The sequence below is a fragment of the Candidatus Trichorickettsia mobilis genome (assembly GCF_034366785.1).
Lineage (GTDB): Bacteria > Pseudomonadota > Alphaproteobacteria > Rickettsiales > Rickettsiaceae > Trichorickettsia > Trichorickettsia mobilis_A.
The window spans coordinates 1,315,546-1,337,838 of sequence record NZ_CP112932.1; the positions used below are offsets into that span (position 1 = coordinate 1,315,546).

General features: G+C 35.3%; 17 protein-coding genes and 1 pseudogene. 7 read left to right on the plus strand and 11 right to left on the minus strand.

Annotated elements, in window-relative coordinates; all coding sequences use genetic code 11:
- Positions 1 to 23 precede the first annotated feature (23 nt).
- Together cysS and Trichorick_RS06095 are read left to right on the plus strand one after the other, a co-directional pair.
- Entirely contained in the window at positions 24 to 1,400 is a 1,377-nt protein-coding gene (cysS, locus tag Trichorick_RS06090; RefSeq protein ID WP_323738113.1) for a cysteine--tRNA ligase, read from the plus strand.
- Positions 1,369 to 1,926, plus strand: a complete 558-nt coding sequence (locus tag Trichorick_RS06095; protein ID WP_410250244.1) for a DNA-3-methyladenine glycosylase — start codon at positions 1,369 to 1,371, stop codon at positions 1,924 to 1,926. Before cysS ends, Trichorick_RS06095 begins: the two co-directional genes overlap by 32 nt.
- 209 nt (positions 1,927 to 2,135) lie before the next feature.
- Here the strand turns inward: Trichorick_RS06095 and Trichorick_RS06100 are convergent, their stop codons facing one another.
- The 5 genes and pseudogenes from Trichorick_RS06100 to clpB form a co-directional block, all read right to left on the minus strand.
- Positions 2,136 to 3,395, minus strand: coding sequence for a hypothetical protein (locus tag Trichorick_RS06100; RefSeq protein WP_323738114.1), 1,260 nt, complete (start codon positions 3,393 to 3,395; stop codon positions 2,136 to 2,138).
- A 1,073-nt stretch (positions 3,396 to 4,468) separates the two neighbouring features.
- Positions 4,469 to 5,190: pseudogene (locus tag Trichorick_RS06105) on the minus strand (class II aldolase/adducin family protein).
- Between the two features lie 16 nt (positions 5,191 to 5,206).
- On the minus strand, positions 5,207 to 6,385 hold the full coding sequence (locus Trichorick_RS06110; RefSeq protein ID WP_323738115.1) for an acetyl-CoA C-acyltransferase: 1,179 nt from the start codon (positions 6,383 to 6,385) through the stop codon (positions 5,207 to 5,209).
- 167 nt (positions 6,386 to 6,552) lie between these two features.
- Positions 6,553 to 7,542, minus strand: a complete 990-nt coding sequence (locus Trichorick_RS06115; RefSeq protein WP_323738116.1) for an alpha/beta fold hydrolase — start codon at positions 7,540 to 7,542, stop codon at positions 6,553 to 6,555.
- 114 nt (positions 7,543 to 7,656) lie between these two features.
- Positions 7,657 to 10,230: an ATP-dependent chaperone ClpB gene (clpB, locus tag Trichorick_RS06120; RefSeq protein ID WP_323738117.1), complete on the minus strand. Its 2,574-nt coding sequence runs from the start codon at positions 10,228 to 10,230 to the stop codon at positions 7,657 to 7,659.
- Positions 10,231 to 10,620: 390 nt separating this feature from the next.
- On the opposite strand from clpB, the gene hslV reads away from it, so the two are divergent.
- Genes hslV through Trichorick_RS06140 form a run of 4 tightly spaced genes read left to right on the plus strand, consistent with a single transcriptional unit; the run spans position 10,621 to position 15,978 of the window.
- Positions 10,621 to 11,169, plus strand: a complete 549-nt coding sequence (hslV, locus tag Trichorick_RS06125) for an ATP-dependent protease subunit HslV (protein WP_323738118.1) — start codon at positions 10,621 to 10,623, stop codon at positions 11,167 to 11,169.
- Positions 11,166 to 12,506: an ATP-dependent protease ATPase subunit HslU gene (gene hslU, locus Trichorick_RS06130; protein ID WP_323738119.1), complete on the plus strand. Its 1,341-nt coding sequence runs from the start codon at positions 11,166 to 11,168 to the stop codon at positions 12,504 to 12,506. The genes hslV and hslU overlap by 4 nt, the downstream gene beginning before the upstream one ends.
- An 8-nt stretch (positions 12,507 to 12,514) precedes the next feature.
- A complete protein-coding gene (locus Trichorick_RS06135) occupies positions 12,515 to 14,041 on the plus strand; it encodes a YifB family Mg chelatase-like AAA ATPase (protein WP_323738120.1) in 1,527 nt (508 codons plus the stop codon).
- Complete coding sequence (locus Trichorick_RS06140; protein ID WP_323738121.1) at positions 14,038 to 15,978, plus strand: LTA synthase family protein; 1,941 nt, start codon at positions 14,038 to 14,040, stop codon at positions 15,976 to 15,978. Before Trichorick_RS06135 ends, Trichorick_RS06140 begins: the two co-directional genes overlap by 4 nt.
- Positions 15,979 to 16,073: 95 nt before the next feature.
- On the opposite strand, the gene mvaD is transcribed toward Trichorick_RS06140, so the two are convergent.
- Genes mvaD through Trichorick_RS06170 form a run of 6 tightly spaced genes read right to left on the minus strand, consistent with a single transcriptional unit; the run spans position 16,074 to position 21,352 of the window.
- Entirely contained in the window at positions 16,074 to 17,111 is a 1,038-nt protein-coding gene (gene mvaD, locus Trichorick_RS06145; RefSeq protein ID WP_323738122.1) for a diphosphomevalonate decarboxylase, read from the minus strand.
- Entirely contained in the window at positions 17,104 to 18,117 is a 1,014-nt protein-coding gene (locus Trichorick_RS06150) for a mevalonate kinase family protein (protein WP_323738123.1), read from the minus strand. The genes mvaD and Trichorick_RS06150 overlap by 8 nt, the downstream gene beginning before the upstream one ends.
- Positions 18,098 to 19,114, minus strand: a complete 1,017-nt coding sequence (gene mvk / locus Trichorick_RS06155; RefSeq protein ID WP_323738124.1) for a mevalonate kinase — start codon at positions 19,112 to 19,114, stop codon at positions 18,098 to 18,100. Before mvk ends, Trichorick_RS06150 begins: the two co-directional genes overlap by 20 nt.
- The gene (locus Trichorick_RS06160) at positions 19,111 to 20,073 is read right to left on the minus strand and encodes a hydroxymethylglutaryl-CoA synthase (RefSeq protein ID WP_323738125.1); all 963 of its coding nucleotides are present in this window, start codon (positions 20,071 to 20,073) and stop codon (positions 19,111 to 19,113) included. Before Trichorick_RS06160 ends, mvk begins: the two co-directional genes overlap by 4 nt.
- A complete protein-coding gene (locus Trichorick_RS06165; protein WP_323738126.1) occupies positions 19,977 to 20,294 on the minus strand; it encodes a hypothetical protein in 318 nt (105 codons plus the stop codon). Before Trichorick_RS06165 ends, Trichorick_RS06160 begins: the two co-directional genes overlap by 97 nt.
- 5 nt (positions 20,295 to 20,299) lie before the next feature.
- The gene (locus Trichorick_RS06170; RefSeq protein ID WP_323738127.1) at positions 20,300 to 21,352 is read right to left on the minus strand and encodes a hypothetical protein; all 1,053 of its coding nucleotides are present in this window, start codon (positions 21,350 to 21,352) and stop codon (positions 20,300 to 20,302) included.
- Between the two features lie 326 nt (positions 21,353 to 21,678).
- Here Trichorick_RS06170 and Trichorick_RS06175 point away from each other — a divergent pair.
- The coding region (locus Trichorick_RS06175) for a hypothetical protein (RefSeq protein WP_323738128.1) at positions 21,679 to 22,293 on the plus strand (615 nt) is incomplete at its 3' end.

Here is a 22,293-nt window from a genome sequence, read left to right on the forward strand (position 1 = left end):
ATATAAATATATCTGAAAATAAAATGCAACTATTTCTAAATAACACTAAAACCCGAACTAAAGAAGCATTTATCCCTATAAATAATAATTTGGTTAAAATGTATGTGTGTGGACCAACAGTATATGATCATCCGCATATTGGCAATGGTAGATCAGTAATTATCTATGATATTTTATATCGAATGTTGATTCATCTTTTTGGCAAAGAGCAGGTAGTATATGTACGTAATATCACTGATGTTGATGATAAAATCATCGATCGTGCAATGGAGTTACAAATTAGCATCGAAGCTTTAACTAAACAAACTACTAAGGATTTCCATGAAGATATGGCTTATCTTCAATGTTTAAGTCCTAACATTGAGCCTATAGCTACTGAGCATATTGATTGTATGATCGAGATTATTCAAAAGCTCATAGCTCTAGAAGTAGCTTATATTACGGATGATCATGTTTATTTTGATATAACTCGCAGTATAGATTATACCGAATTATCAGGTCGTACTATTGATGAAATGATATATAATGTACGAGTTGCTGCAGATGAATCCAAAAAACATCCGGGAGATTTTGTGTTATGGAAACCAATGGCCGGTACTGATATATCAGCTAATTTCGATAGTCCTTGGGGACGTGGACGGCCAGGGTGGCATATTGAATGTTCAGCGATGAGTCACAAGTATCTTGGTGAAAATTTTGATATTCATGGTGGTGGTGCTGATTTAATTTTTCCACATCATACTAATGAAATTGCACAAAGCAAATGTGCCTTTCCTGGTTCTAATTTTGCCAATTATTGGGTACATAATGGATTTCTTACTGTTAATGGTGAGAAAATGAGTAAATCTTTAGGTAATTTTATTACCGTTCGTGATTTAATTATTAAGGGTGTAGATGGAGATACAATTCGTTTAGCATTACTCGGAGCACATTATCATAAGCCCTTAGATTTTAATGATCATACTCTTGCGAACGCCACCAAGATGTTAAATTATTGGTATCGAGCGGTTGAAGGGGTATCATGTGACTCTTTATCAGAGGTACCATTAGACTTTATTGCCAGTTTACTAGATGATATGAATACACCTCTAGCTATTAAAATTATCAATGATTATGCAAAATTAACTTATTTATCAACTACTGATAGTGAGAAGAAGCTTAACGCCTCATCACTGCTGGCTTGTGCAAGATTTATTGGTTTGATGAAAAAATCAGCAACTACATGGTTTAAACACGATATTAATGATGAAGCTATTATTAGTTTGATTAATCAACGTACTCAGGCCAAAAAAGATAAAAACTGGCAACTTGCCGATCAAATACGTATGCAATTGCTACAGCAAGGAGTAGTATTAGCAGATAAAGCTGATGGTACCACAGATTGGTGGTATACTCGGTAATATGGTTAGGATTGAGCAAGGATTTTTTGAAAATCATGTGGTGGAGGTGGCACAGGAGTTGCTTGGGAAGATACTAGTATTTCAACAATATCAGGGAATTATTATTGAAACTGAGGCTTATAGGGGTATGGATGATGAGGCTTCGCATGCATTCAAGGGACCGACTAATCGTGCTCGAATAATGTTTGGATCTCCAGGAGTAAGTTATGTGTACATGATTTACGGTATGTACCACTGTCTAAATATCGTTACCGAGCCTTTAGGGCAACCAAGTGCAGTTTTAATTCGTGGTCTTAAGCTATTATCACCATCTTCTTTGTTATTGGATGGTCCAGGAAAAATCTGCCGCACTCTGGGAATTAGCTTAACCCATAATGGTATTGATATAACTACAAATGATGCATTGTATGTTTTAGATAATGATACAACTTCTCTTGTTGCCAACCAACAATTTATCGCCACAAAACGAATTGGTATTAACAAAGCTACGGATAAATTATGGCGATTTATAGTCAAGGAGTTATAACTTAAGATTAAGTTCGTCCAAAACCTTAAGCCATACTTGCTAATCTCGAAAATATAAATTCTGCTCAAAGATCAATAAACCCCGCGCTGCTTGCTAACAAACTGCTGTTGATGGTAAAACTGAAGATTGATAATTGCCATGAAATAATTGTAAAATCATGGCAATTGATTCTGCTAGCATTTTGGTTAGTATAATATTTTACACAATTGTTAGTACTCTAAATGATCGTCCTTTTGTTCTTCTCCTAATAAAGATGAAGCCACATCTGGATTATACTCACCAATATTTATATGTGCAATTCCCTCTAAACTTGAGATTTTTGTTATTTCTAATATTACTTCCTGTAGGTTAGTTTGAAGCAGTACTGCTATTATTGGAGATAAAGTAATATAACCTTGAAATGTTGTGCGTAATTCTGAATTTTGTTGTAAATTATCGATTAGTTGTTCCTTAAGTTCTGGATTGCCAGTGACAATATCTAGCAGTTGATCTATGCATGCAGGATATTTTTCATAAAATTCTAACGTTTTTATGTGTAGAGCTTGATCTTGTTCGCTAAACATACTCAAGCTATTCTTGCTATTAAGAACAAACTGATCTCCTTCTTTGTTATAGTTTGCTTTTAATATTTCAGGATCTACTATACTTAAACCTAAGCACTCTAATAACATATGTCCTATATCGGTTTTAACTGTTTTTAGCTCACTTAGAGGTGATATTAGTTCTGGATTAATTTGTTCTATAAAATTTAGAGATTGTTCTATATTTTTAGCTGTTTCATGAGACTGCTGCATCATATTTATAAACTCGCTAGTAACATCTTCTTTTAAAGCTGCAAACTGCTCCTTTCCTAAGCATTCTTTTATATCCATTAAATGCTCTGTAATTTTTGGATTAAGCTTGAATAGATCATTGGCAATAATACAAGCAAAAATTTCTTCTAATTTTTGTACACCAAGTTTATATTCATTATATAACTTGAACATATAAGTTAGACTATCTAATAAAGGGGGGCTAGTAAAATATACCTTATAATCTATGTCTGCTCCAACAATTATAAGTTTTTTAGCTAGTGTGGTTATGTTATCCCATGTCTCCAGGCTACTATCGTTTATTTCAGTAATTTTTGGTTTTAGTAAGATTAACTTATGATTAAACCCTCGAAAGCATGTTCCAAATTCGATTCTAAATATGTCAATTATATTACTTAAATATTCATTGCATAGGTAGCCATCACTTTCCTCATTTTCTAGAAACTGTTTAACCTGTTTAACTTTAGCTTGTATAGAGGTTTCATCTTTTACAAGATTAGTAATATAATCAGCAAGAGCAGTATTACTATAACCATAATTTGTATTATGTGTATCATCTTCATAATAATTGGTATTGAGATAACCATTAGCCGCATCATCTTGTAGTTGTATAGAATTTACTAACCTACGATTACCACTATCAATATCATTTTTCATTTTTCCCTCAATTTAATTCTATTTATTAAATTATAGATATTATTTTAGCTTTCGTCAAGCATTATTAATATAATTATATAAATTTATATAATTATATTAATAATGCTTAAGTATCTAGGGGTCTGGCAAACTGCAGATGTATGATATATACACTAGTCTTATTAACGCACTCGATGTCATTCCCAGCAACGGCGGGAAATCTAGGAATAAAAGCCTCAAATGCTTAAGATGTACGCTGGATTCCCGCCGTTGCTAGGAATGACATCGTGTAAGCAGTTTGTTACAAACTCACCATCTGTATAGCTGATACAGTAAAGGTTTGTCGAGAACGTTAATAAATACAATGATTAATTTAAATGGTTAGTTTTATATGTGACCTAATTTTTATCGCAACGACTGTCATCCCGAACCATGCCTTGAACTTGTTTCACGGGTTGTTTCGGAATCTCATCAGGACTGCATAAGATCCCGAAACAACCCGTGAAACAAGTTCAGGGCATGGTTCAGAATGACGGCTTCTAGAACAGTCATAAAGTGAAATGAATTCAGTAAACTTCTATAAAAAATTATGCTAATTCAACTCCAATCACTAAATCTATTTGAGGAATAGAGCTCACGAAATTTTGGGGTAATAATTCTTGGCCTTCAAGTTAAACTAGTATAATATATATATTAATTTATAGACTTCACTTCTCTTAGGGGTTGTCAGATCAGTAGATATAAGAGAGGAATTTTTAGAAAAAACGAAGGCGAGCACCGCAAGCAGTCTCTTGTTTGTTGCAGAGCTTCGCCTGCGTTTTGAGTGAGCAAAATTACCACTTAGATCTACTGATCTGACAGCCTCTTACGTCTAGTACCTAATTCTACGTGACTGTTCGCGGATTTTAAAATTGCACGTGGATGTACCGTGCTCATGCTCATGCCGTCTGGGCTTAGGAGTGCGCAAAGCCCGAAGCAATCCAGAAATCAGCTAAAGGGTTGATAAAGACTGGATTGCCACGCGAACCAAAGGTTCGCTCGCAATGACGATTTTTTAAAACTTGTGGACGTTTACAATTCCACTAAATTGACAACTATAACTGAATATCATGCTTATCCAAAACCCTAAGCCATGCTTGCCAATCTCGAAAACCTAAATTCTGCTCAAAGGTCAATAAATCCTGCACTGCTTGCTGACAAACTGTTGTTGATGGTAAAACTAAAGATTGATAATTGCCATTAAATAGGCTTTGTGTTTTACAGGCTTGTTCTAGATGATAAGTGTAAAACATGGTTTCATGAATAGTGCGACCTGAGGTAATTACACCATGATTACGTAAAAACATTACGTAATTTTTTTGTAAATCTTGTACTAGATCAGCTCCATGTTGCAGTTGATCTAGGGCTAATGAATTATAGTTATGATACGAAACTCTATTATAGAAATGTAGTGCCCATTGACTGATAGGTAATAGCCCTTCTTTTATTGCAGATACTGCAACGGTAGCTGGACTGGAGTATGGATATGAAAAATAGCATTAATGTCAGTTCGTGCCTGATAAATACAGCCATGGATGACATATCCTGTTTTATTATATTGCTCTTCGTAACCATCAATTACTGTGCCATCAAGATTTACTGTTAAGAGATTAGCTACTGTTACTTCTTCAAAACGTAAACCAAATGGATAAATATAATAAAAATCTGCTCCTTCGGGTCTTGCCGACAAATGTGTATAAGTATGATCATCAAGCTGTAGCATTGATAGAATACGATAAGCAGCAGCAAGGTTGTATTTTATATCGTGAATAGTCATGATTTGTTCGTGGATTTCATCTGCTAACACACATGGCTATTCCCATTCCACCGCCGATACAAAGTGTTGCCAGTCCTTTTTTAGCTTGACGAGCAATCATGCCATTGATTAATGTCACTAGCACTCTTGCTCCACTGGCACCAATAGGATGACCAAGGGCTATTGCTCCGCCGTTGACGTTAACTTTATTTAAATCCCATTCTAGTTGTTGATTAACATAAATTGCTTGAGCGGCAAAAGCTTCATTGCATTCAATTAAATCGAGATCATTAACGTGCCAACCGGCTTTTGCTAAAGCTTTTTTTGCTGCCGGAACGGGGCCGGTACCCATGATACTAGGATCTACCCCAGCCTCAGCAAAAGATACTATTCGCACTAAAGGAGTTAGATTATGTTTTTTGATGGCAGCTTCAGAAGCTAGCATCATTACTGCTGCGCCATCATTAATAGTTGAAGCATTACCAGCTGTGACAGTACCATTTGGATCAAATGCCGGACGTAGCTTTGCTAGCGCTTCAATATTGCTATCAACTCTTATACCTTCATCATGATTAAATATTATATTTTGTTTTTTTACATTAATTTCTATTGGTACAATCTCATCTTGAAAATGTCCAGACTTTTGTGCTTGCGCTGCTTTCTGATGCGATAACAGTGCAAACTCATCTTGCATCTGCCTAGTAATATTAAATTTTTTAGCAATATTTTCAGCGGTAATGCCCATTAAACTGCCGAAAAATACATCTGTTAATCCGTCATACTGCATTAAATCAATCATATTAATAGATCCTAGTTTAGTACCGGCTCTAATGTAAGCTCCATGAAAGCCAAGTGACATATTTTCTTGGCCACCGGCAAGAATAACCTCTCCATTACCTAGAGCTATCGATTGTGCTGCCAAACATACAGTTTTTAAACCAGAACCACATACTTTGTTTACCGTAAAAGCTGGTACTTCTTGTGGGATGCCCGCAAGCATTGATGTTTGCCTTGCCGGATTTTGACCAGCGCCACCAGTTAGTACTTGACCCATAATCACTTCATCAATAGCGTTAGGGACTATGGCACTTGAACGCAATATTGATTTGACCACTGCTGACCCAAGTTCCGGTGCAGTTAAATTTTTTAAGCTTGATAATAAAGAACCAACGGCGGTTCTTTTTGCATGGGTAATATATACTGCTTGATTATTCATTAGACTTTCCTCCAAATTCTCTGGTAGTGGTAATTTTGTTGTCAAAATTTGCCTGTGCTCCTCACGTACAAGTAGTACGCTGCGGTGCTTGTCCATAATTTCTCTTAAAACTTCCTCACTACCAGAGAGTTTGGAAGGAAGTCTATTGCTGTTCCTCAAAAGGAAGTCTATTGCTGTTCCTCAAACCATGATTTATACATCTGGAAAAATTTTCCGTGAGCGTTTTTGAGTAAATAACTAATATGCCCACCTTCAACTTGTATTATTGTAGAACGGTTTAACTTTTTATGCAAAGTCAAAATAGATGACATTGGTGCAATTTTATCTGTTCGTGCTATTATTAAGCTTACTGGAATATTGATTGTGGATGGATCGATAATATTATTATTTATCTGCCAATCAGTGCAAGCCGGTATATTTGCTGTCACTAGCTCTTTGGTAATCTGAAAATAAGTTGCTGCCGGTAAGTCATAGCCTGACATTAACCAATGTTCAATTTTAAAAAATAATTGCCGATCTTCTTCTAAATCTAAGTCAAAATATCTGACAATTTTAGTGTTGAAATATTCTGGTGCTAAAAAAAAGAATAAAATTTTGGTATATATTTTAGGAATTACTGGCAATAACTGGATATTCTTGTCTAAATCAAGATATTGTTGAATTTGATAATTGGCACTAAAATGAGTGAAATTCCAGGGAGTAGTAAGTAAAGTTAAGGTTTTGACTAGTTCCGGTTTAATTACGGTTGCAGCTATTGATAAATTTCCACCTATGCAGTGGCCTATTAAGTTTATCAATTCCTTTGTATTGTTATTTAATATATCCAGAGCATTTGCTAATTCCAAGACATAATCATCGAGTGAATAATTGGCATCGGTAATGGACTGCCAATGAATTAAGTATACTGTTCCTAAATGTTGTAACTTATTTACTAAACCGCCGGTTTTTCCTAAAAATAAAATTTCTGGAGAATTGAAAATCGAAGGTACAATTAAAATTACTCGGTTTCTAACAGTTTGATCAGCTTGATACTTTAAAATTCGAAAATTCTTACTGGAATATTCAATGGCAGTAGCTTGTAATATGAACTGATTGCCGATTCTATTTTTGTCAATAAAATCATTATATTGGCTAACATATTGTTCATATTGCTGCATATTTTATCAATTTGCAAAGTTTATTTAAACTGGATTGCTTCGACAACGCCCTCGCAATGACAACTTATGTCTACAAGTCGCCATTGCGAGAGCATTATCGAAGCAATTGTCGAGCTATTGTGGAGTAATCACTAAAACACCATCCTCTACCGTTATTTTTATAACGTTATTACTACTTACTTTACCAGCTAATAGCAATTTTGCCAGATTATTCTGTAGCTCCCTTTGAATCACTCTTTTTAAAGGTCTTGCGCCAAACATTGGTTCATAGCCCTTTGTGGCCAGCCAATTTATTACTGATTCATCAAATTCCAATTTAATATGCTGTTGCAGCAAATTATTACACAAATCATCTAGCTGAATTTTTACAATATCATGGATATGGCTCCGACTTAACCGATGGAATAAAATAATTTCATCTAATCTGTTTAAAAATTCCGGTCTAAATGCTGCGCTTACATAAGCCATTACCTGGTCTTTAACTTTACTAGTATCTTCGTTCTCTGGTTGATTAATTAAAATCTCTGCTCCCAAGTTGGAAGTCAAAATAATAATAGTATTTTTAAAATCAACAGTAACTCCTTGGCTATCAGTTAACCTGCCTTCATCTAATATTTGCAACATGACATTAAAAATATCTGGATGCGCTTTTTCAATTTCGTCAAATAAAATTACCTGATAAGGACGTCTGCGCACTGCTTCAGTTAATATTCCTCCTTGTTCATAACCAACATATCCCGGTGGGGCGCCAATTAAACGTGAAACTGCATGCTTTTCCATATATTCGGACATATCAATTCTAAGACTGGCATGACGATCATCAAACAAAAATTCAGCTAAAGCTTTACTTAATTCAGTTTTACCAACGCCGGTAGGGCCAAGAAATAAAAACGAACCTAAAGGGCGATTAATATCTTGTATACCGGCGCGTGAGCGGCGTATAGCATCACTAATTGCTGTTATTGCTTCATCTTGTCCAATTACCGACTTACGTAATTGTTCTTCCATTTGTAGCAATTTATCACGCTCACTTGATAGCATTTTATCAATCGGGATGCCGGTAATTTTGGAAACAATAATTGCAATATCACTCTCTGATACAGCTTCTCTTAATAGTTTATTGCCGACTGTTGCTTCTGCTTGTTGTAGCTTTTTAGTTAATTCCGGAATGGTGCCATATTTTAATTCACTGGCGACAGCAAGGTCAGCATTGCGTTCTGCTCGCTCGAGTTCATGGCGGGCGCGTTCCAAATCTTCTTTAATTTTTTGACTAATTTGCATGGTTGATTTTTCAGCTTTCCATTTAGCAGTCATATCCAGTGATTTAGCTTCTAGCTCATCTAAAGTTTTGATTAATTCAGTAACTTTTTTCTGTGAATGTTCGTCAGCTTCTTTTTTAAGTGCAGCAAGTTCAATTTTGATTTGAATAATCCGGCGATCAAGTTCATCAAGCTCTTCAGGTTTGCTAGATACTTCAATTTTTAAGCGGCTTGCTGCTTCATCCAGTAAATCGATTGCTTTATCCGGGAGATAACGATCAGTAATATAGCGATTAGATAGGGTAGCGGCAGCAATTATCGCATTATCAGAAATTCTAATACCATGATGTAGTTCATAGCGCTCTTTGAGTCCACGTAAAATTGAAATAGTATCGGCTACTGTCGGTTCACTGACATATACCGGTTGAAAACGCCTAGCAAGTGCAGCATCTTTTTCAATATATTTCCGGTACTCGTCTAAAGTAGTAGCACCAATACAATGCAACTCACCGCGGGCTAACATCGGCTTTAGTAAGTTTGAAGCATCCATAGCTCCCTCAGTTTTACCAGCTCCTACTAACAAATGTAGTTCATCAATAAATAATATGATCTCACCACTGGCATTCTTAATTTCATTTAATACTGCTTTTAATCTTTCTTCAAATTCACCACGATATTTTGCTCCGGCAATCAACGCTCCCATATCAAGCTCAATAATGCGACAATCACTTAAACTATCAGGTACGTCTTTATTAAAAATTCTAGTGGCTAGACCTTCGATGATTGCAGTCTTGCCAACTCCAGGAGCGCCAATTAATACCGGATTATTCTTGGTACGACGTGATAATACCTGGATAGCTCGTCTGATTTCTTCATCGCGACCGATAACCGGGTCAAGTTTGCCTTGTGCTGCTTTCTCAGTAACATCTCGGCCGTATTTTTTTAGCGCCTCATAGGTACTTTCCGCACTTTCACTATCTGCTACTCGTCCTTTTCTAAAACCCGTAATGGCACTAGCTATTTTCTTTGATTCTCCACCAGCTTGCTGCAAAATTTTGCCGGCTATAGTATTATCAAATGACAAAGCTTCAAATAGACGTTCAATAGTTACGAAACTATCATTATTATTTTTAGCAAGAGTAATAGATTTATCTAATATTTTTAATAACTCTGAGGAAGAATAAAGTTGCCCACCGCCGGTCACTTGTACTTTAGGAATTTTATGCAATTCAATATCGACATTTTGATTGAGCTGATTAAGATCAATACCAACCAAGTTAGTCAGGTTATTAATAATACCAGTCTCTTCATTTAATAATGCATATAATAAATGTAATGGTAAAACCTGTTGATGATCATTAGCAGCTGCTGTATTTTGTGTCTTGCTAAGTATAGACTTTGCATGAGCTGTAAATTTTTCAATGTTCATGACTAACTCCTAAATCAATTGCAAATAAATGTTTAACATTATTTAATATATGATCATTGACAAATAAATTATCAAGTGATAATTAGTAATTTTAGATCGATCTAAAATTTATACAAATAATAATTAATTAATAATAGGTTGTTAATATGGTGGCAAAAGTAACTTTTAACGATAGCAATATATTACTTAACCTTTTATTTTAATCTGAGTTCAAGTAATGCTTGGGCTTAGATATTTGATTCAAACAAAGCCACACTACTAATCCAAACAATCAAAAGTTATTTTTCTTACATTAACTTCAGTATAAGACTTGCAATTTAGTCGTGAAATGTTTATTTGATTAATATCGAATTATTTTTTATTGAACTTAAGTTATATTAATCAAATTTTATGTCAAATAACATAGCTTTACATGGCACTACCATATTGTGTTTACGTAAGGGCAATGAAGTAGTCATCGCTGCTGATGGTCAGGTATCATTTGGCAATACTATATTAAAGTCTACTGCCAGAAAATTACGAACATTATCCAATAAAAATATTATTGCCGGTTTTGCCGGTTCTACCGCTGATGCATTGACGCTATTCGAACGATTAGAGGCAAAACTTGAAAAACATTCAAATCAACTAGTTAGAAGTGCAGTAGAGTTGGCAAAAGATTGGCGCACTGATAAATACTTAAGACGTTTGGAAGCAATGCTTATTGTTGCCGACAAAAACAATATCTTGATACTAACCGGTAACGGTGATGTAGTCGAGCCAGAAGATCATATAGCTGCAATCGGTTCCGGCGGATTATATGCTCTAGCAGCTGCTAAAGCTTTAATGACCATAGAGAATAATCTCACTGCAGAAGAAATTGCTTTAAAAGCTATGCATATTGCTGCTGATATTTGTGTGTTTTCTAATCATAATATTATTTTAGAGAAAGTAGTATGAATAAAATTTCCAAGAAAAATATAATGGGATTAACGCCAGCTCAGATTGTTGCTGAACTGGATCGATTTATTGTTGGTCAGTTTGATGCCAAAAAAGCTGTAGCAATTGCTCTAAGAAACCGTTATCGTCGTCGGTATGTAGACATGGCAATGCGTCAAGAGATTGTGCCGAAAAATATTTTAATGATTGGTCCAACAGGAGTGGGTAAAACTGAGATAGCCAGAAGACTTGCTAAACTTGCAGGGGCACCTTTCATTAAAGTAGAAGCAACAAAATTCACTGAAGTGGGTTATGTTGGTCGGGATGTGGAGTCAATCATTCGTGATTTGGTTGAAGTAGCGGTAACTACTCAAAAAATTAATGCTAAGAAAGAAGTAGTAGCTAAAGCTGAAGATAAAGCGGTTGAGAGAATCCTTGATGCAGTAGTAGGGAAGTCAGCGACCGAAGAAACTCGTGATAAATTTCGTAACAAAATTTTAAATAATGAATTGGATAATACCGAAATAGAAATCAATGTTGCGGATACTGCGCCAATCGGTGGTGGTAGTTTTGAAATACCAGGTATGCCAGGAGCTGCCATGGGAGTTTTAAATATTGGTGATATGCTTGGTAAGGCCTTCGGTGGTAGTAGTAAAACTAAATTGCGAAAAATGACTGTCAGAGAAGCTATTGAGGTAATCATCTCAGAAGAGTCTGATAAATTAATTGATCAGGATAAAATCACTGCAGCCGCTTTAAGCTTGGTTGAAAATGACGGTATAGTATTTCTTGACGAAATCGATAAGATTAGTTCGCGTAATGACGCAAAAGGCGGAGAAGTCAGTCGTGAGGGAGTACAAAGAGATTTATTACCATTAATTGAAGGTACTAATGTTAGTACCAAATATGGAACGATAGCAACTGATCATATATTATTTATTGCTTCCGGCGCTTTTCATTTATCAAAACCATCTGATCTATTGCCTGAGTTACAAGGGCGATTGCCAATTAGAGTAGAATTAAACCCTTTAACTAAAGACGATTTGGTTAAAATTCTTACTGAGCCTGAAGCCAGTCTAATTAAACAATATATGGCTTTAATGGGCACTGAAGGAGTAAAATTGCAATTTACTGATGCAGCAATAATCAAAATAGCTGACTATGCCACAAGTTTTAATGCTGAAGTTGAAGATATCGGCGCTAGAAGATTACATACTATTTTAGAGAAGTTACTGGAAGATATTAGCTATAATGCTAGCGAGGTTGAAGATAAGAATATTGTTATTGATGATAATTTTATTGACAAACAATTAGCAAACTGGGTTAAGAATATTGATTTGGCACGTTTCATTTTGTAATATATTTAATGATAGTTCATGTAGCAAGCTTAACCTTTAATGGTATCGAAATTATAGACGTAGACGTACAAGTACAAATTGCGCCTGGAATTCCCAATTTTACTATCGTCGGCCTTGCTGACAAAACCATAGCAGAGTCTCGTGAACGGGTAAAAGCAGCTTTATCTTCTATTGGCCTTGCCCTTCCGGCAAAAAAGATTTTAGTCAATTTAGCACCGGCAGATCTAGTTAAAGAAGGTAGTCATTTTGATCTAGCAATTGCCTGTGCAATTCTTAGCTCTATGAAAATATTACCAGCAGAAGAGATCATGGAATATTTGATTTTAGGGGAATTGTCATTGGATGGCACTATATTGCAGGTTAATGGTGTGTTACCAGCTGCTATTGGTGCTTCCATGAGAGACAAAGGTTTGATTTGCTCTAAATATAATGGTGTTGAAGCTGCTTGGTCCGGTAATGAAAAAATTCTGGCACCGGAGAATTTGCTTGAGTTAATTAATCATTTTAAAGGTTCGCAAATATTAGTATCGCCTAAAACAGAATTTGATGATACGCCAATAAATTACTTAGACCTTAAAGATATAAAAGGACAAAAAATTGCCAAGAGAGCGCTTGAAATTGCAGCGGCTGGTGGACATAATATGTTGATGTTTGGACCTCCTGGTACCGGTAAATCGATGTTGGCGCAACGTTTGCCCAGTATTTTACCAAATATGAGCGCCAAAGAAATTTTGGAGTGTAGTACTATTGCCAGTATTGCAGGGCTAATTCAAGGTGGTAAATTGACTAGAGCTCGCCCATTCCGCGCCCCGCATCATTCCTGTTCTATGGCTGCAATGGTTGGTGGTGGTATTGGTAAGAAAGTACGCCCCGGTGAAATTTCATTAGCTCATAATGGTGTATTATTTTTAGATGAATTACCGGAATTTCCCTCTAATGTTATTGAATCTTTGCGGCAGCCGATTGAAACCGGTGAAGTATTAATCTCCAGAGCCAATGCTCATATAAAATATCCGGCTAATTTTCAATTAATTGCAGCAATGAATCCCTGTAAATGTGGCTATATTGGTGATAGTCACAAAGAATGTGCAAAAGCACCAAAATGTGCAAATGATTATCAGATGAGGATTTCTGGACCGATTATGGATAGATTTGATCTACATATTGAGGTTGCAGCTAGCAATGTCTATCATTATGAGAATCTAGAAAATGATCAGGAAGAAAGCTCTGCACATATTGCCAATCGGGTTCTTGCTGCCAGAAATATTCAGTCACAAAGATATGATGGTTATAATATCCAAACTAATAATAATTTGGATGGGCAATTGCTAATCGATTATGCATTGCCGGTTGATGATGGTTTGGAATTATTAAAACAGGCAACTGTAAAATTTCGACTGTCAATGCGAGCACATAATCGCGTACTTAGAGTAGCTAGAACCATTGCTGATCTTGAGGGTGCAAATAGAGTGTATAAGCATCATATTGCTGAAGCTCTATGTTATAGGAATATTGACTCCAAAGTGTTGGCATGATTCAGTTACAATCATTGTTTAAAGGGTTGTTTAACCTAACCTTAGTTAGGACTTACTTGATTATTCAGTTAATAACCAGGATTATTTTAACTGTTTATGGATTACTAAATAATCAAGTTCAACTAATCGAACTACCAACCATACTTTTTATTGGTCTAATCAATGATCTAATTCCCATTTGCTATTTTTTACCGCCAATTTTGGTTCTATCTGTTTTATTTTACAAATTATCAACTCGTAGCCGTTATTTATTTTCTATTGCCACCCATTTTTTTGCGATCACTATCTTACTCCTTAACGCTATTGCGGAAATGATTTTTTGGGATGAGTTTGGAACGCGATTTAATTTTATTGCAGTTGATTATTTAATTTATACTCATGAAATTATTGGCACCGTAAGAGAATCTTTGCCATTACCGTTAATTATTTGTAGTCTTCTGGCTGTAACGGTTATTATTGTTTTTACTACCCGACATTATATATCACAGCAAAGCATAAATTTTCAAATTAGTAAGCATTTAATTTACTCAGGAAGTTTGCTGTTTTTGGGAATTATTGCTTTTAACTTTTATGATAGTCTAAGATTTAGTTTGAGCACTAATAGATACGCAATAGAGCTTGCTCGTAATGGTTATTATGAACTTTTCTCGGCATTTCGTAATAATAGTTTGGACTATAATAAATTTTATACAACCATTGATGATAATATAGCATTAAATGTTGTACGAGCGAGAATTGGACAAGATAGTCAAGAGTTTTTAAATAATAATAATATTGATCGATATAGTAATAGTGTTGGCTATAAGCCAATTTCAGTATTTAAAAGCCATAATTTAGCAAAACAGCAGAAATATAATGTCATCTTAATTACAGTTGAAAGCCTAAGTGCTGAATTTATGACTGCATTTGGCAATAAAAATAATATTACACCATATTTAGATGAGCTAGCAAAAGCTGGGCTATTTTTTACTAAAATATATGCTACGGGTACTAGAACAGTAAGAGGCTTAGAAGCTATTACTTTATCAATACCGCCAACCCCAGGATCATCGATTATTCGTCGGCCTAATAACCAACATTTATTTAATATTAGTAGTATATTTAAAGAACAAGGCTATGTCATAGATTTTGTCTTTGGCGGTTATAGCTATTTTGATAATTTAGAGAATTACTTCACCGGCAATAATTACAAAATCACTGATCGTAGCAATTTAAAAGCTGAGGAGATAAGTTTTTCCAATATTTGGGGGGTAGCTGACGAAGATATTTTATCTAAAGCGCTTGCCGTTGCTGATCAGAATTATACATTAAACCAACCTTTCTTTTCTTTAATTTTAACTACTTCTAATCATCGTCCTTATACTTTTCCTGCAGGGAGAATTGATTTACCTTCTGGTGGTGGCCGTAATGCTGCTGTAAAATATACGGATTATGCTATTGGTAAGTTTATTGAAGCGGCCAGAACTCATCCATGGTTTGCAAATACTATTTTTGTAATTGTAGCAGATCATTGCGCTGCTAGTGCTGGTAAAACTGATCTACCAGTTGAGAAATATCATATTCCATTGATAATCTATGCTCCCGAAATATTGCAACCTACAGTAATTGATCACTTAGCTAGTCAGATTGACATAGCACCAACTATGTTGGGTCTTGCCTTACCTGGATATAGCTATAAAACCAAGTTTTTTGGTCAAGATATATTACAAGCACCGCCAAATCGGGCTTTTATTAGTACATACCAGTTGCTAGGATTTATGAAAGATGATAATCTGGTGATTTTGGCACCAAATTCTTTGCCTAATACCTATCAATTAATAGCTAATGAAAAACATAAGATAGAAGATCTTCCAGCATTAGTGCAAGAAGCAATCAGTTTTTATCAGCTAGCTTATAAATTATATATTAATGGTGAGATGCAGGAGTTTGAAGAATAAAGCTAAACAATCAAAATAAGCAAGCAAAAATTAGAGAGTGTGGATCTGTCAAATTTCTTGCTTTTCTTATCTATAATTTTGGCTAAGTTAAAGAGCTAGAGTACGTTTGATAGGAAACTTGTATCGTTTTGTGAAGAATTTTCAAATGGTGCTACAACCTGTAAATTAGGAAAAATTTTAACAACATTATCCATATCTTGCTCTTGAAAGAGCAACTTTAAATTTGGTCCAGCATCTTGAGTAAAAAATAGTAATAACCCAAGTCTACGATAATGCCAAATTTTATGGATAGCAGCAATTGTTGCCGCCTCAGAATATAGAATTGAAGGATTAGCAGTCAGCATTAATGCGTGCATAGCTAAAGCATTCGCTTCAGAGATTTCTCCTAATTCTACAAAAGATTGCAGATAAAGGGCTTGTTTTAATCGATTAAGATCCAAAGCTTGTTTATCAGGCCAAGCAGAATAAAAAGGTGAAGTTAAAACCGTTCTTTGCATAGCTTCTCTAGAACTAACTGCTTTTTGTTCAGTATTGACAATCAATAGTCCTATTCTTAAACTAGGCCATATTTGTGGCAGTGGCATGGCAAAACTATCCATACCGTCTTCTTGTATTCCAGCTTGCCATTCAACAAATCCTTGCCACAACGACCTTGCAGCACTTCCGCTACCAATTCTTGCTAAGATGGATAAAGAACTGCTAGGTAATTGCCATTCATATAATTGATTTAAAGCATTAACAATTGCTGCAAATCCGCAAGCCGATGAAGCAAGTCCAGCTCCAATAGGAATATTGACTGTAGTTTTAATTCGAAACGAGATTTTAGCTTTAGTACGAAATAAATTTAAGAAATTCGATAAATTCTTTGCAAAAATAGAATCTGCCTTGATCTCTTCTTTGTTGACAAATATTCTGTCGGCGTAGCCATCTTCAATTTCAATCGTTGTTTTTGCTCCTAAATTTCCTAAAGAAACTGATAAACTTGAAGTTACTGGCAAATTAAGTTCGGTATTTCTTTTCCCCCAATATTTGCATAAAGCAATATTTGCTGGTGCAAAAGCAATTCCTTCTCTGTGTTTAGGTTTTTGAGAGCAATTACTTAAAATACGTGCAATAATAGCTTCTTTATCCATAGCATACGCCTTGTAATGAACCACTTAAGAAAATACGTTCTACATTTGCATGATTAGGAAAAGCAATAGAGGGATATTCACCTAATCCAATCACACAATCCCCTAATCCTGAACCAGAGATCTTAGCACCATAAATTCCAGGTAAGCCATTAAGAATATCCACTAATTCATTTAGCAATGATGTTCCAACTCCAAAAGCATTCATAACACCTTGTTGGATATTCATTATTGCTCCTAACTGCAACCAATCTTTCTGTTCAATAAAAGTAAGAGCTTCAAGGACAGATTGATCCATTACCTCATCAAGTGCTGCGAAAACTTTAGGATATTTTTGTCGAGTTGCTTTAACTTTTTTGATTACTTCTGGAGTAGGAGTTTTGTAACCGGAATATATGACTACGAGCGGTAATAAATGCGGTATTTGTTTTAAAATATACGGAGAAGTTTGTTGATATAGAATAATTCCACCGTGCACACTTGCAGCAACATCAGCGCCAGAAGCAATTCCTTGTACAGTTTTAACTACTGTTTTTGCCATTTGAAATAAATAAAAATGATCAAGAGTTTGCTCATGGCTATTAACTACTATTTGTTTTTTATCTATGTTTATAGAAGCTGCAGAAAATTGTTGAAGGACAGCCAAAGTGGAGACAGTAATTGCTGCTGAAGAACCTAAGCCAACTTGACTAGAAAAATTAGAAATTATTAACAATTCAAATCCAGATATCAATTTATCTTTAAATAATGAGATTGCTGTAAGCACGAATTCAAATGATTTTGTTGATTTTAATCTATCAACATCATCAAGATTACATTCTAATTTTCCAACATCAGAATTAATAATAATTTCCATATCTTGGCGAGGAGTTAACGTAACGTTTATCCGCTTATCAATAGCAAGTACTATAGCACGTTTATTTTCTAACACCGAATGCTCGCCAAGAAGCATAAGTGTTCCTGGTGCTGAAGCAGTATAAGCTAGTGTCTTATAATGTATGTGCACCATTATGCTCTACTTGGACTTGCTCAAAAACATAACCATAGTCTTTAGCTATAGAAGATAAATCTCTTTCTGAGACAATTAGTACAACACCAGCTTTATCTCCTTCAATTGCACCAGCCCCACAGATTTTTGCTGCTCCGCCATTTTTTTCAACAGTGTTTATAAAATCCTGTATTCTTGGTGGCACTACGCCAATTTTAGCTAATAACCTATGATTAAGTTTGATAGAATTTTGTATCATAGCGAGGTTATTATAATTTAGTGCTTCATCAAATGTTTCAGTAACTGCTTTAAAATCTTCATCAATAGAACTATTTTTAAAGATATTAGCTACAAAACTTACACATTGACCAGTTGTTGTGTTCGGAGTTCCAGTTTGTACAATTGCCATTGGGATATTAGGCGCTATCCTATTAGATATACGCCCTTCTTCAAATTTTACACAACCTCCAGTCATTGCAACATGTATATCTAACCCACTTGAATATCCATGTTGTAAATTTTCAAGCTTTCTTCCTAAAGCAAGAAAATGAATATGGTCGATTTCTAGTTTAAAAAAAGATACAAGCGCATATAGTGTACTCATGATTAAAGCAGCAGATGATCCCATTCCGCAGCCTATAGGAATATCAGAAGAAGCTCGTATTTTTAACCCTTTAGCAATAGAAATATCTAATGTTTCTAATAAATGGATTACAGTATACTGTAATAACTCAAAGGGCATTTTTATGACCTCCCGTATTCCGCTTCCATCTTCTAAAAATGCGTTGTATTTATCCTGTACTCTTTGTTTTAATGCCTTTAATGCACATACAGTCAAGGATTGTACGTGATTTAAATTTAAACAGTTAAATAAAATAGTTGGTGATAAACTTGAAATGATAGTACTTTCAGTATAACGATTAATTGCCATTGCTAGAGCAGGTTTACCGTAAACAACAGCATGTTCGCCTGATAAAATTAGCTTGGCTGGTGCTCGTGCCACTATTTGTTTTCTCATATTGATATTTTATAAATACGTTTATGTTCATCTATTGCAGCTAATCGATAGCGCCCGCCTTTATATTTTGGTATGGTTATACTAATATTATTAAGTGGATAAGAAAAATTATAAAAATTTTCATATTCTTCCGTGGAAACTAGTTTGCGCTGCATAAGCATTGTTTGATGATCATCCTTATATAACATAGTTTGATAGTCTTTTTGAATGATTCCGCTGAAAAATTCTGCAACACAACCAGAACCATAGCTGTAAAATCCAATACGCTGCTCACTAAGGTCAAAAGACGTATTATCCAAGAGGGAGATCAAACTAAGATACAAAGATGCAGTGTAACAATTTCCGATAACTCGCCCATATTGGAGCGAAGGTTCAAGCTGTTCTTTCAATTCACTCACAGACAACTCTGGTAGTGCATTAAGCGCCAATAAAGATTGCTGTGCTTTCTCGACCAAACGTGGAACCGAAACATGATAACAAAAGCGAGCATGTTGCTCATAAGTTCGTCCTGATAAGGCAGTATATTGTTTCCATGTCTTTTGTAATAATTTAAGATATAGTTCACAAGAATATTTACCGTCTACTATTGCTTCATCTTTGTAATTAGGTCGCCAAAAATCAGGAACATCTTCTGTATGAAATCCGCTCTCTGGTTCAATGGCCAGGATTCTAGGATTTTGTGAGAGAATCATAGCAACTGCTCCAGCACCTTGAGAAGATTCACCAGAACTATTTAAGCCATAACGAGCTATGTCTGAAGCAATTAACAGAATTTTTTTACTTTGACTTAGGTTGTTGTATAGCATTGGCAAAGCCATTTGTAAGCTAACAGTTGCGCTATAACAAGCTTGTTTAAGCTCTACTACTCTACAACGAGATGGTAGTTGTAATAAGTTATGTACAAAAATACCAGCTGCTTTAGACTGATCGATACCGCTTTCAGTAGCAAAAAGTAACAAGTCGATTTCTCTGTGGGATCTACATGCTTTAGCACTCTAGAGCCAGCCTCAGCTCCCATAGTTACTATATCTTCATCTGGAGGAGATACAGCCATTTTTTCTTGGCCTAAGCCAATATGAAATTTATTAACATCAATAGCACGAGCTTCAGCTAATAGTTTTAAATCCAAATAATAGTTTGGAGTATAAAACTCTATAGCATCAATACCAACCTTAAGCATAAGAGTTATTCTGCCTGCGATAAATTAGACCGTTCTAACTGAAGGTGGCTGTGCATCAATTCTCCTTGATTAGTTTGCGCTGCTAAAAGCGATAATTCACCACATAATACTGTAGCGCCAACAATACATGCGAGCCTTATGGTATTTTGTCCTGGTTCTTTCTGATTTAAACAACCTAGTAATGCTAGATTTTCTCTAGCAAATGGTAAATCCTTGCCATTACCAATTGTGCCTACAATCACATTTGGCAATGTTACTGAGAAATAAAGTTCTTGATCTCGTACTTCAGTATGAACAATGCCCTGCGAACCTTCAATAATATTTGCGGCATCTTGACCAGTTGCTAAATAAAAAGCTAGTAACATATTGGCAAAATGAGCATTTGCACTTCGAACTCCCCCCGCTAATATACTACCAATAAGATTCTTTTTTATATTTAAATTTACTATCTTTTCTGGTGTGGTTTTTAAATAACGTTCACAAATTGGACGTGGTATTGTAATCTCAGCAATTACATATTTCCCGCGTCCTAAAATACCATTTACTGCTGACACTTTCTTGTCAGTGCAAAAATTACCACTAATAGAAACATATTGTAACTGTGAATAATGTTTTAGAATCCATTCAAGTAACGCATCGGATGCTTTAGTAGTCATATTGTGCCCTGATGCGTCACCGGTAGTCATTTCAAATCTTATATATAGAAGATTGCCAGCTATTTGTACATGCCAATCCTGTAGTTTGGCAAAAGCACTAGTGGCAGAAACTACTTGCGCCAATTCTTGTCTATGAGACTCCAACGTAGTTACTACATCTAAAATATACTGGCTATTAGGCCCTTCTACTAAAACAGAACGAGTCATTTTGTCTGCTATTACGATCGATCTAATGCCGGCGGTTAATCTGGAAATAGTAGCTCCTCTATTGGTTGAAGGCCATAAAGGTGTTTCAAAAGTAGCTAATGGTACCAGAATCTCTTCTTGTAATACAGGTCCTATTATTTTAACAGGACCTATATTACGCATTGGAACAGCAGCATGCACTGAGAAATTTTTCAATGTCGATTCTCATTGTATTATCTTATGTTTATCTTATATATTATCTTAGTTTTCTGACAATTAATAAAATTGTTATTTTAGACGAAATATCTGGTATTAATGAGTTTTGTTGCTTAGATTAACTTTTGAGGTAGTAGTTTAGCAAGTTCTAGATACTATTTTTCTTAGATTCTTAACCTTTGTTAAAATTCTTTAAGGTTTATCTTGATAAATACAAAATGTTCAATATACTATTTTTATCAAATTTAAATGTAACTACTACCCTCATAGGGTATCCAAAATATATTGGATCCATTAAATTCTAAACATTAAATAGGAAAAGAATTATGGAAAAGAAACCAAAATTTCTTAAAAACTTACTAACTACCACCTCAGCGATTGCAGTAATCGCTGGTGGTGTAAATAGCACAGCGTTGGGTGCTACTCTGCAAACCAATCTTAATCCTGCGCATCTTGCTCCTGGAGTGGGTGCCGTAATAGGTTTAACTGGCAATTTTAACGATGGAGTTGATGATATTCAATTAAATGGACCTCATGATCTTGTTACAGATGCGAATGTAAATTTATCTGCTAAAGCTATTGATATTAACGGTAATGCTCATCAAACTTTTACAGTGGGGCACGTTGTAGTTTATGGTGGTGGTAATGACCTTGACATGAACCTTGTTCTTAATGCAGGATCAATAACTATACAAGATATTACTGATCCTGCCGATGATGTTACTGTAAATGGTGGCGCATTGACGATGAATGATGCAGGTCATGATCTTAAGGTTAACGGCGGTACAGCAGCAGCACATGACGTGGCTAATGATGTTATCATAACCAATGGAGCGATTACGGCATTAAATAACGTAACTCGTCACGTAACCATTACAGGAGCAGGTACAGTAGTTCAAGCTGGAACGATAGGTGGAAATCTATCTGTAGGAGCTGGTGGA

Bases quoted from the DNA above. Each gene is read 5' to 3' on its own strand.
- Trichorick_RS06115 (WP_323738116.1), bottom strand. From the start codon at position 7,542: ATGCAGCAATATGAACAATATGTTAGCCAATATAATGATTTTATTGAC.
- Trichorick_RS06135 (WP_323738120.1), top strand. From the start codon at position 12,515: ATGATAGTTCATGTAGCAAGCTTAACCTTTAATGGTATCGAAATTATA.
- mvaD (WP_323738122.1), bottom strand. From the start codon at position 17,111: ATGGATAAAGAAGCTATTATTGCACGTATTTTAAGTAATTGCTCTCAA.
- Trichorick_RS06110 (WP_323738115.1), bottom strand. From the start codon at position 6,385: ATGAATAATCAAGCAGTATATATTACCCATGCAAAAAGAACCGCCGTT.
- mvk (WP_323738124.1), bottom strand. From the start codon at position 19,114: ATGAGAAAACAAATAGTGGCACGAGCACCAGCCAAGCTAATTTTATCA.
- clpB (WP_323738117.1), bottom strand. From the start codon at position 10,230: ATGAACATTGAAAAATTTACAGCTCATGCAAAGTCTATACTTAGCAAG.
- hslU (WP_323738119.1), top strand. From the start codon at position 11,166: ATGAATAAAATTTCCAAGAAAAATATAATGGGATTAACGCCAGCTCAG.
- Trichorick_RS06095 (WP_410250244.1), top strand. From the start codon at position 1,369: ATGGTACCACAGATTGGTGGTATACTCGGTAATATGGTTAGGATTGAG.
- cysS (WP_323738113.1), top strand. From the start codon at position 24: ATGCAACTATTTCTAAATAACACTAAAACCCGAACTAAAGAAGCATTT.
- Trichorick_RS06150 (WP_323738123.1), bottom strand. From the start codon at position 18,117: ATGGTGCACATACATTATAAGACACTAGCTTATACTGCTTCAGCACCA.
- Trichorick_RS06140 (WP_323738121.1), top strand. From the start codon at position 14,038: ATGATTCAGTTACAATCATTGTTTAAAGGGTTGTTTAACCTAACCTTA.
- hslV (WP_323738118.1), top strand. From the start codon at position 10,621: ATGTCAAATAACATAGCTTTACATGGCACTACCATATTGTGTTTACGT.
- Trichorick_RS06100 (WP_323738114.1), bottom strand. From the start codon at position 3,395: ATGAAAAATGATATTGATAGTGGTAATCGTAGGTTAGTAAATTCTATA.
- Trichorick_RS06165 (WP_323738126.1), bottom strand. From the start codon at position 20,294: ATGCTTAAGGTTGGTATTGATGCTATAGAGTTTTATACTCCAAACTAT.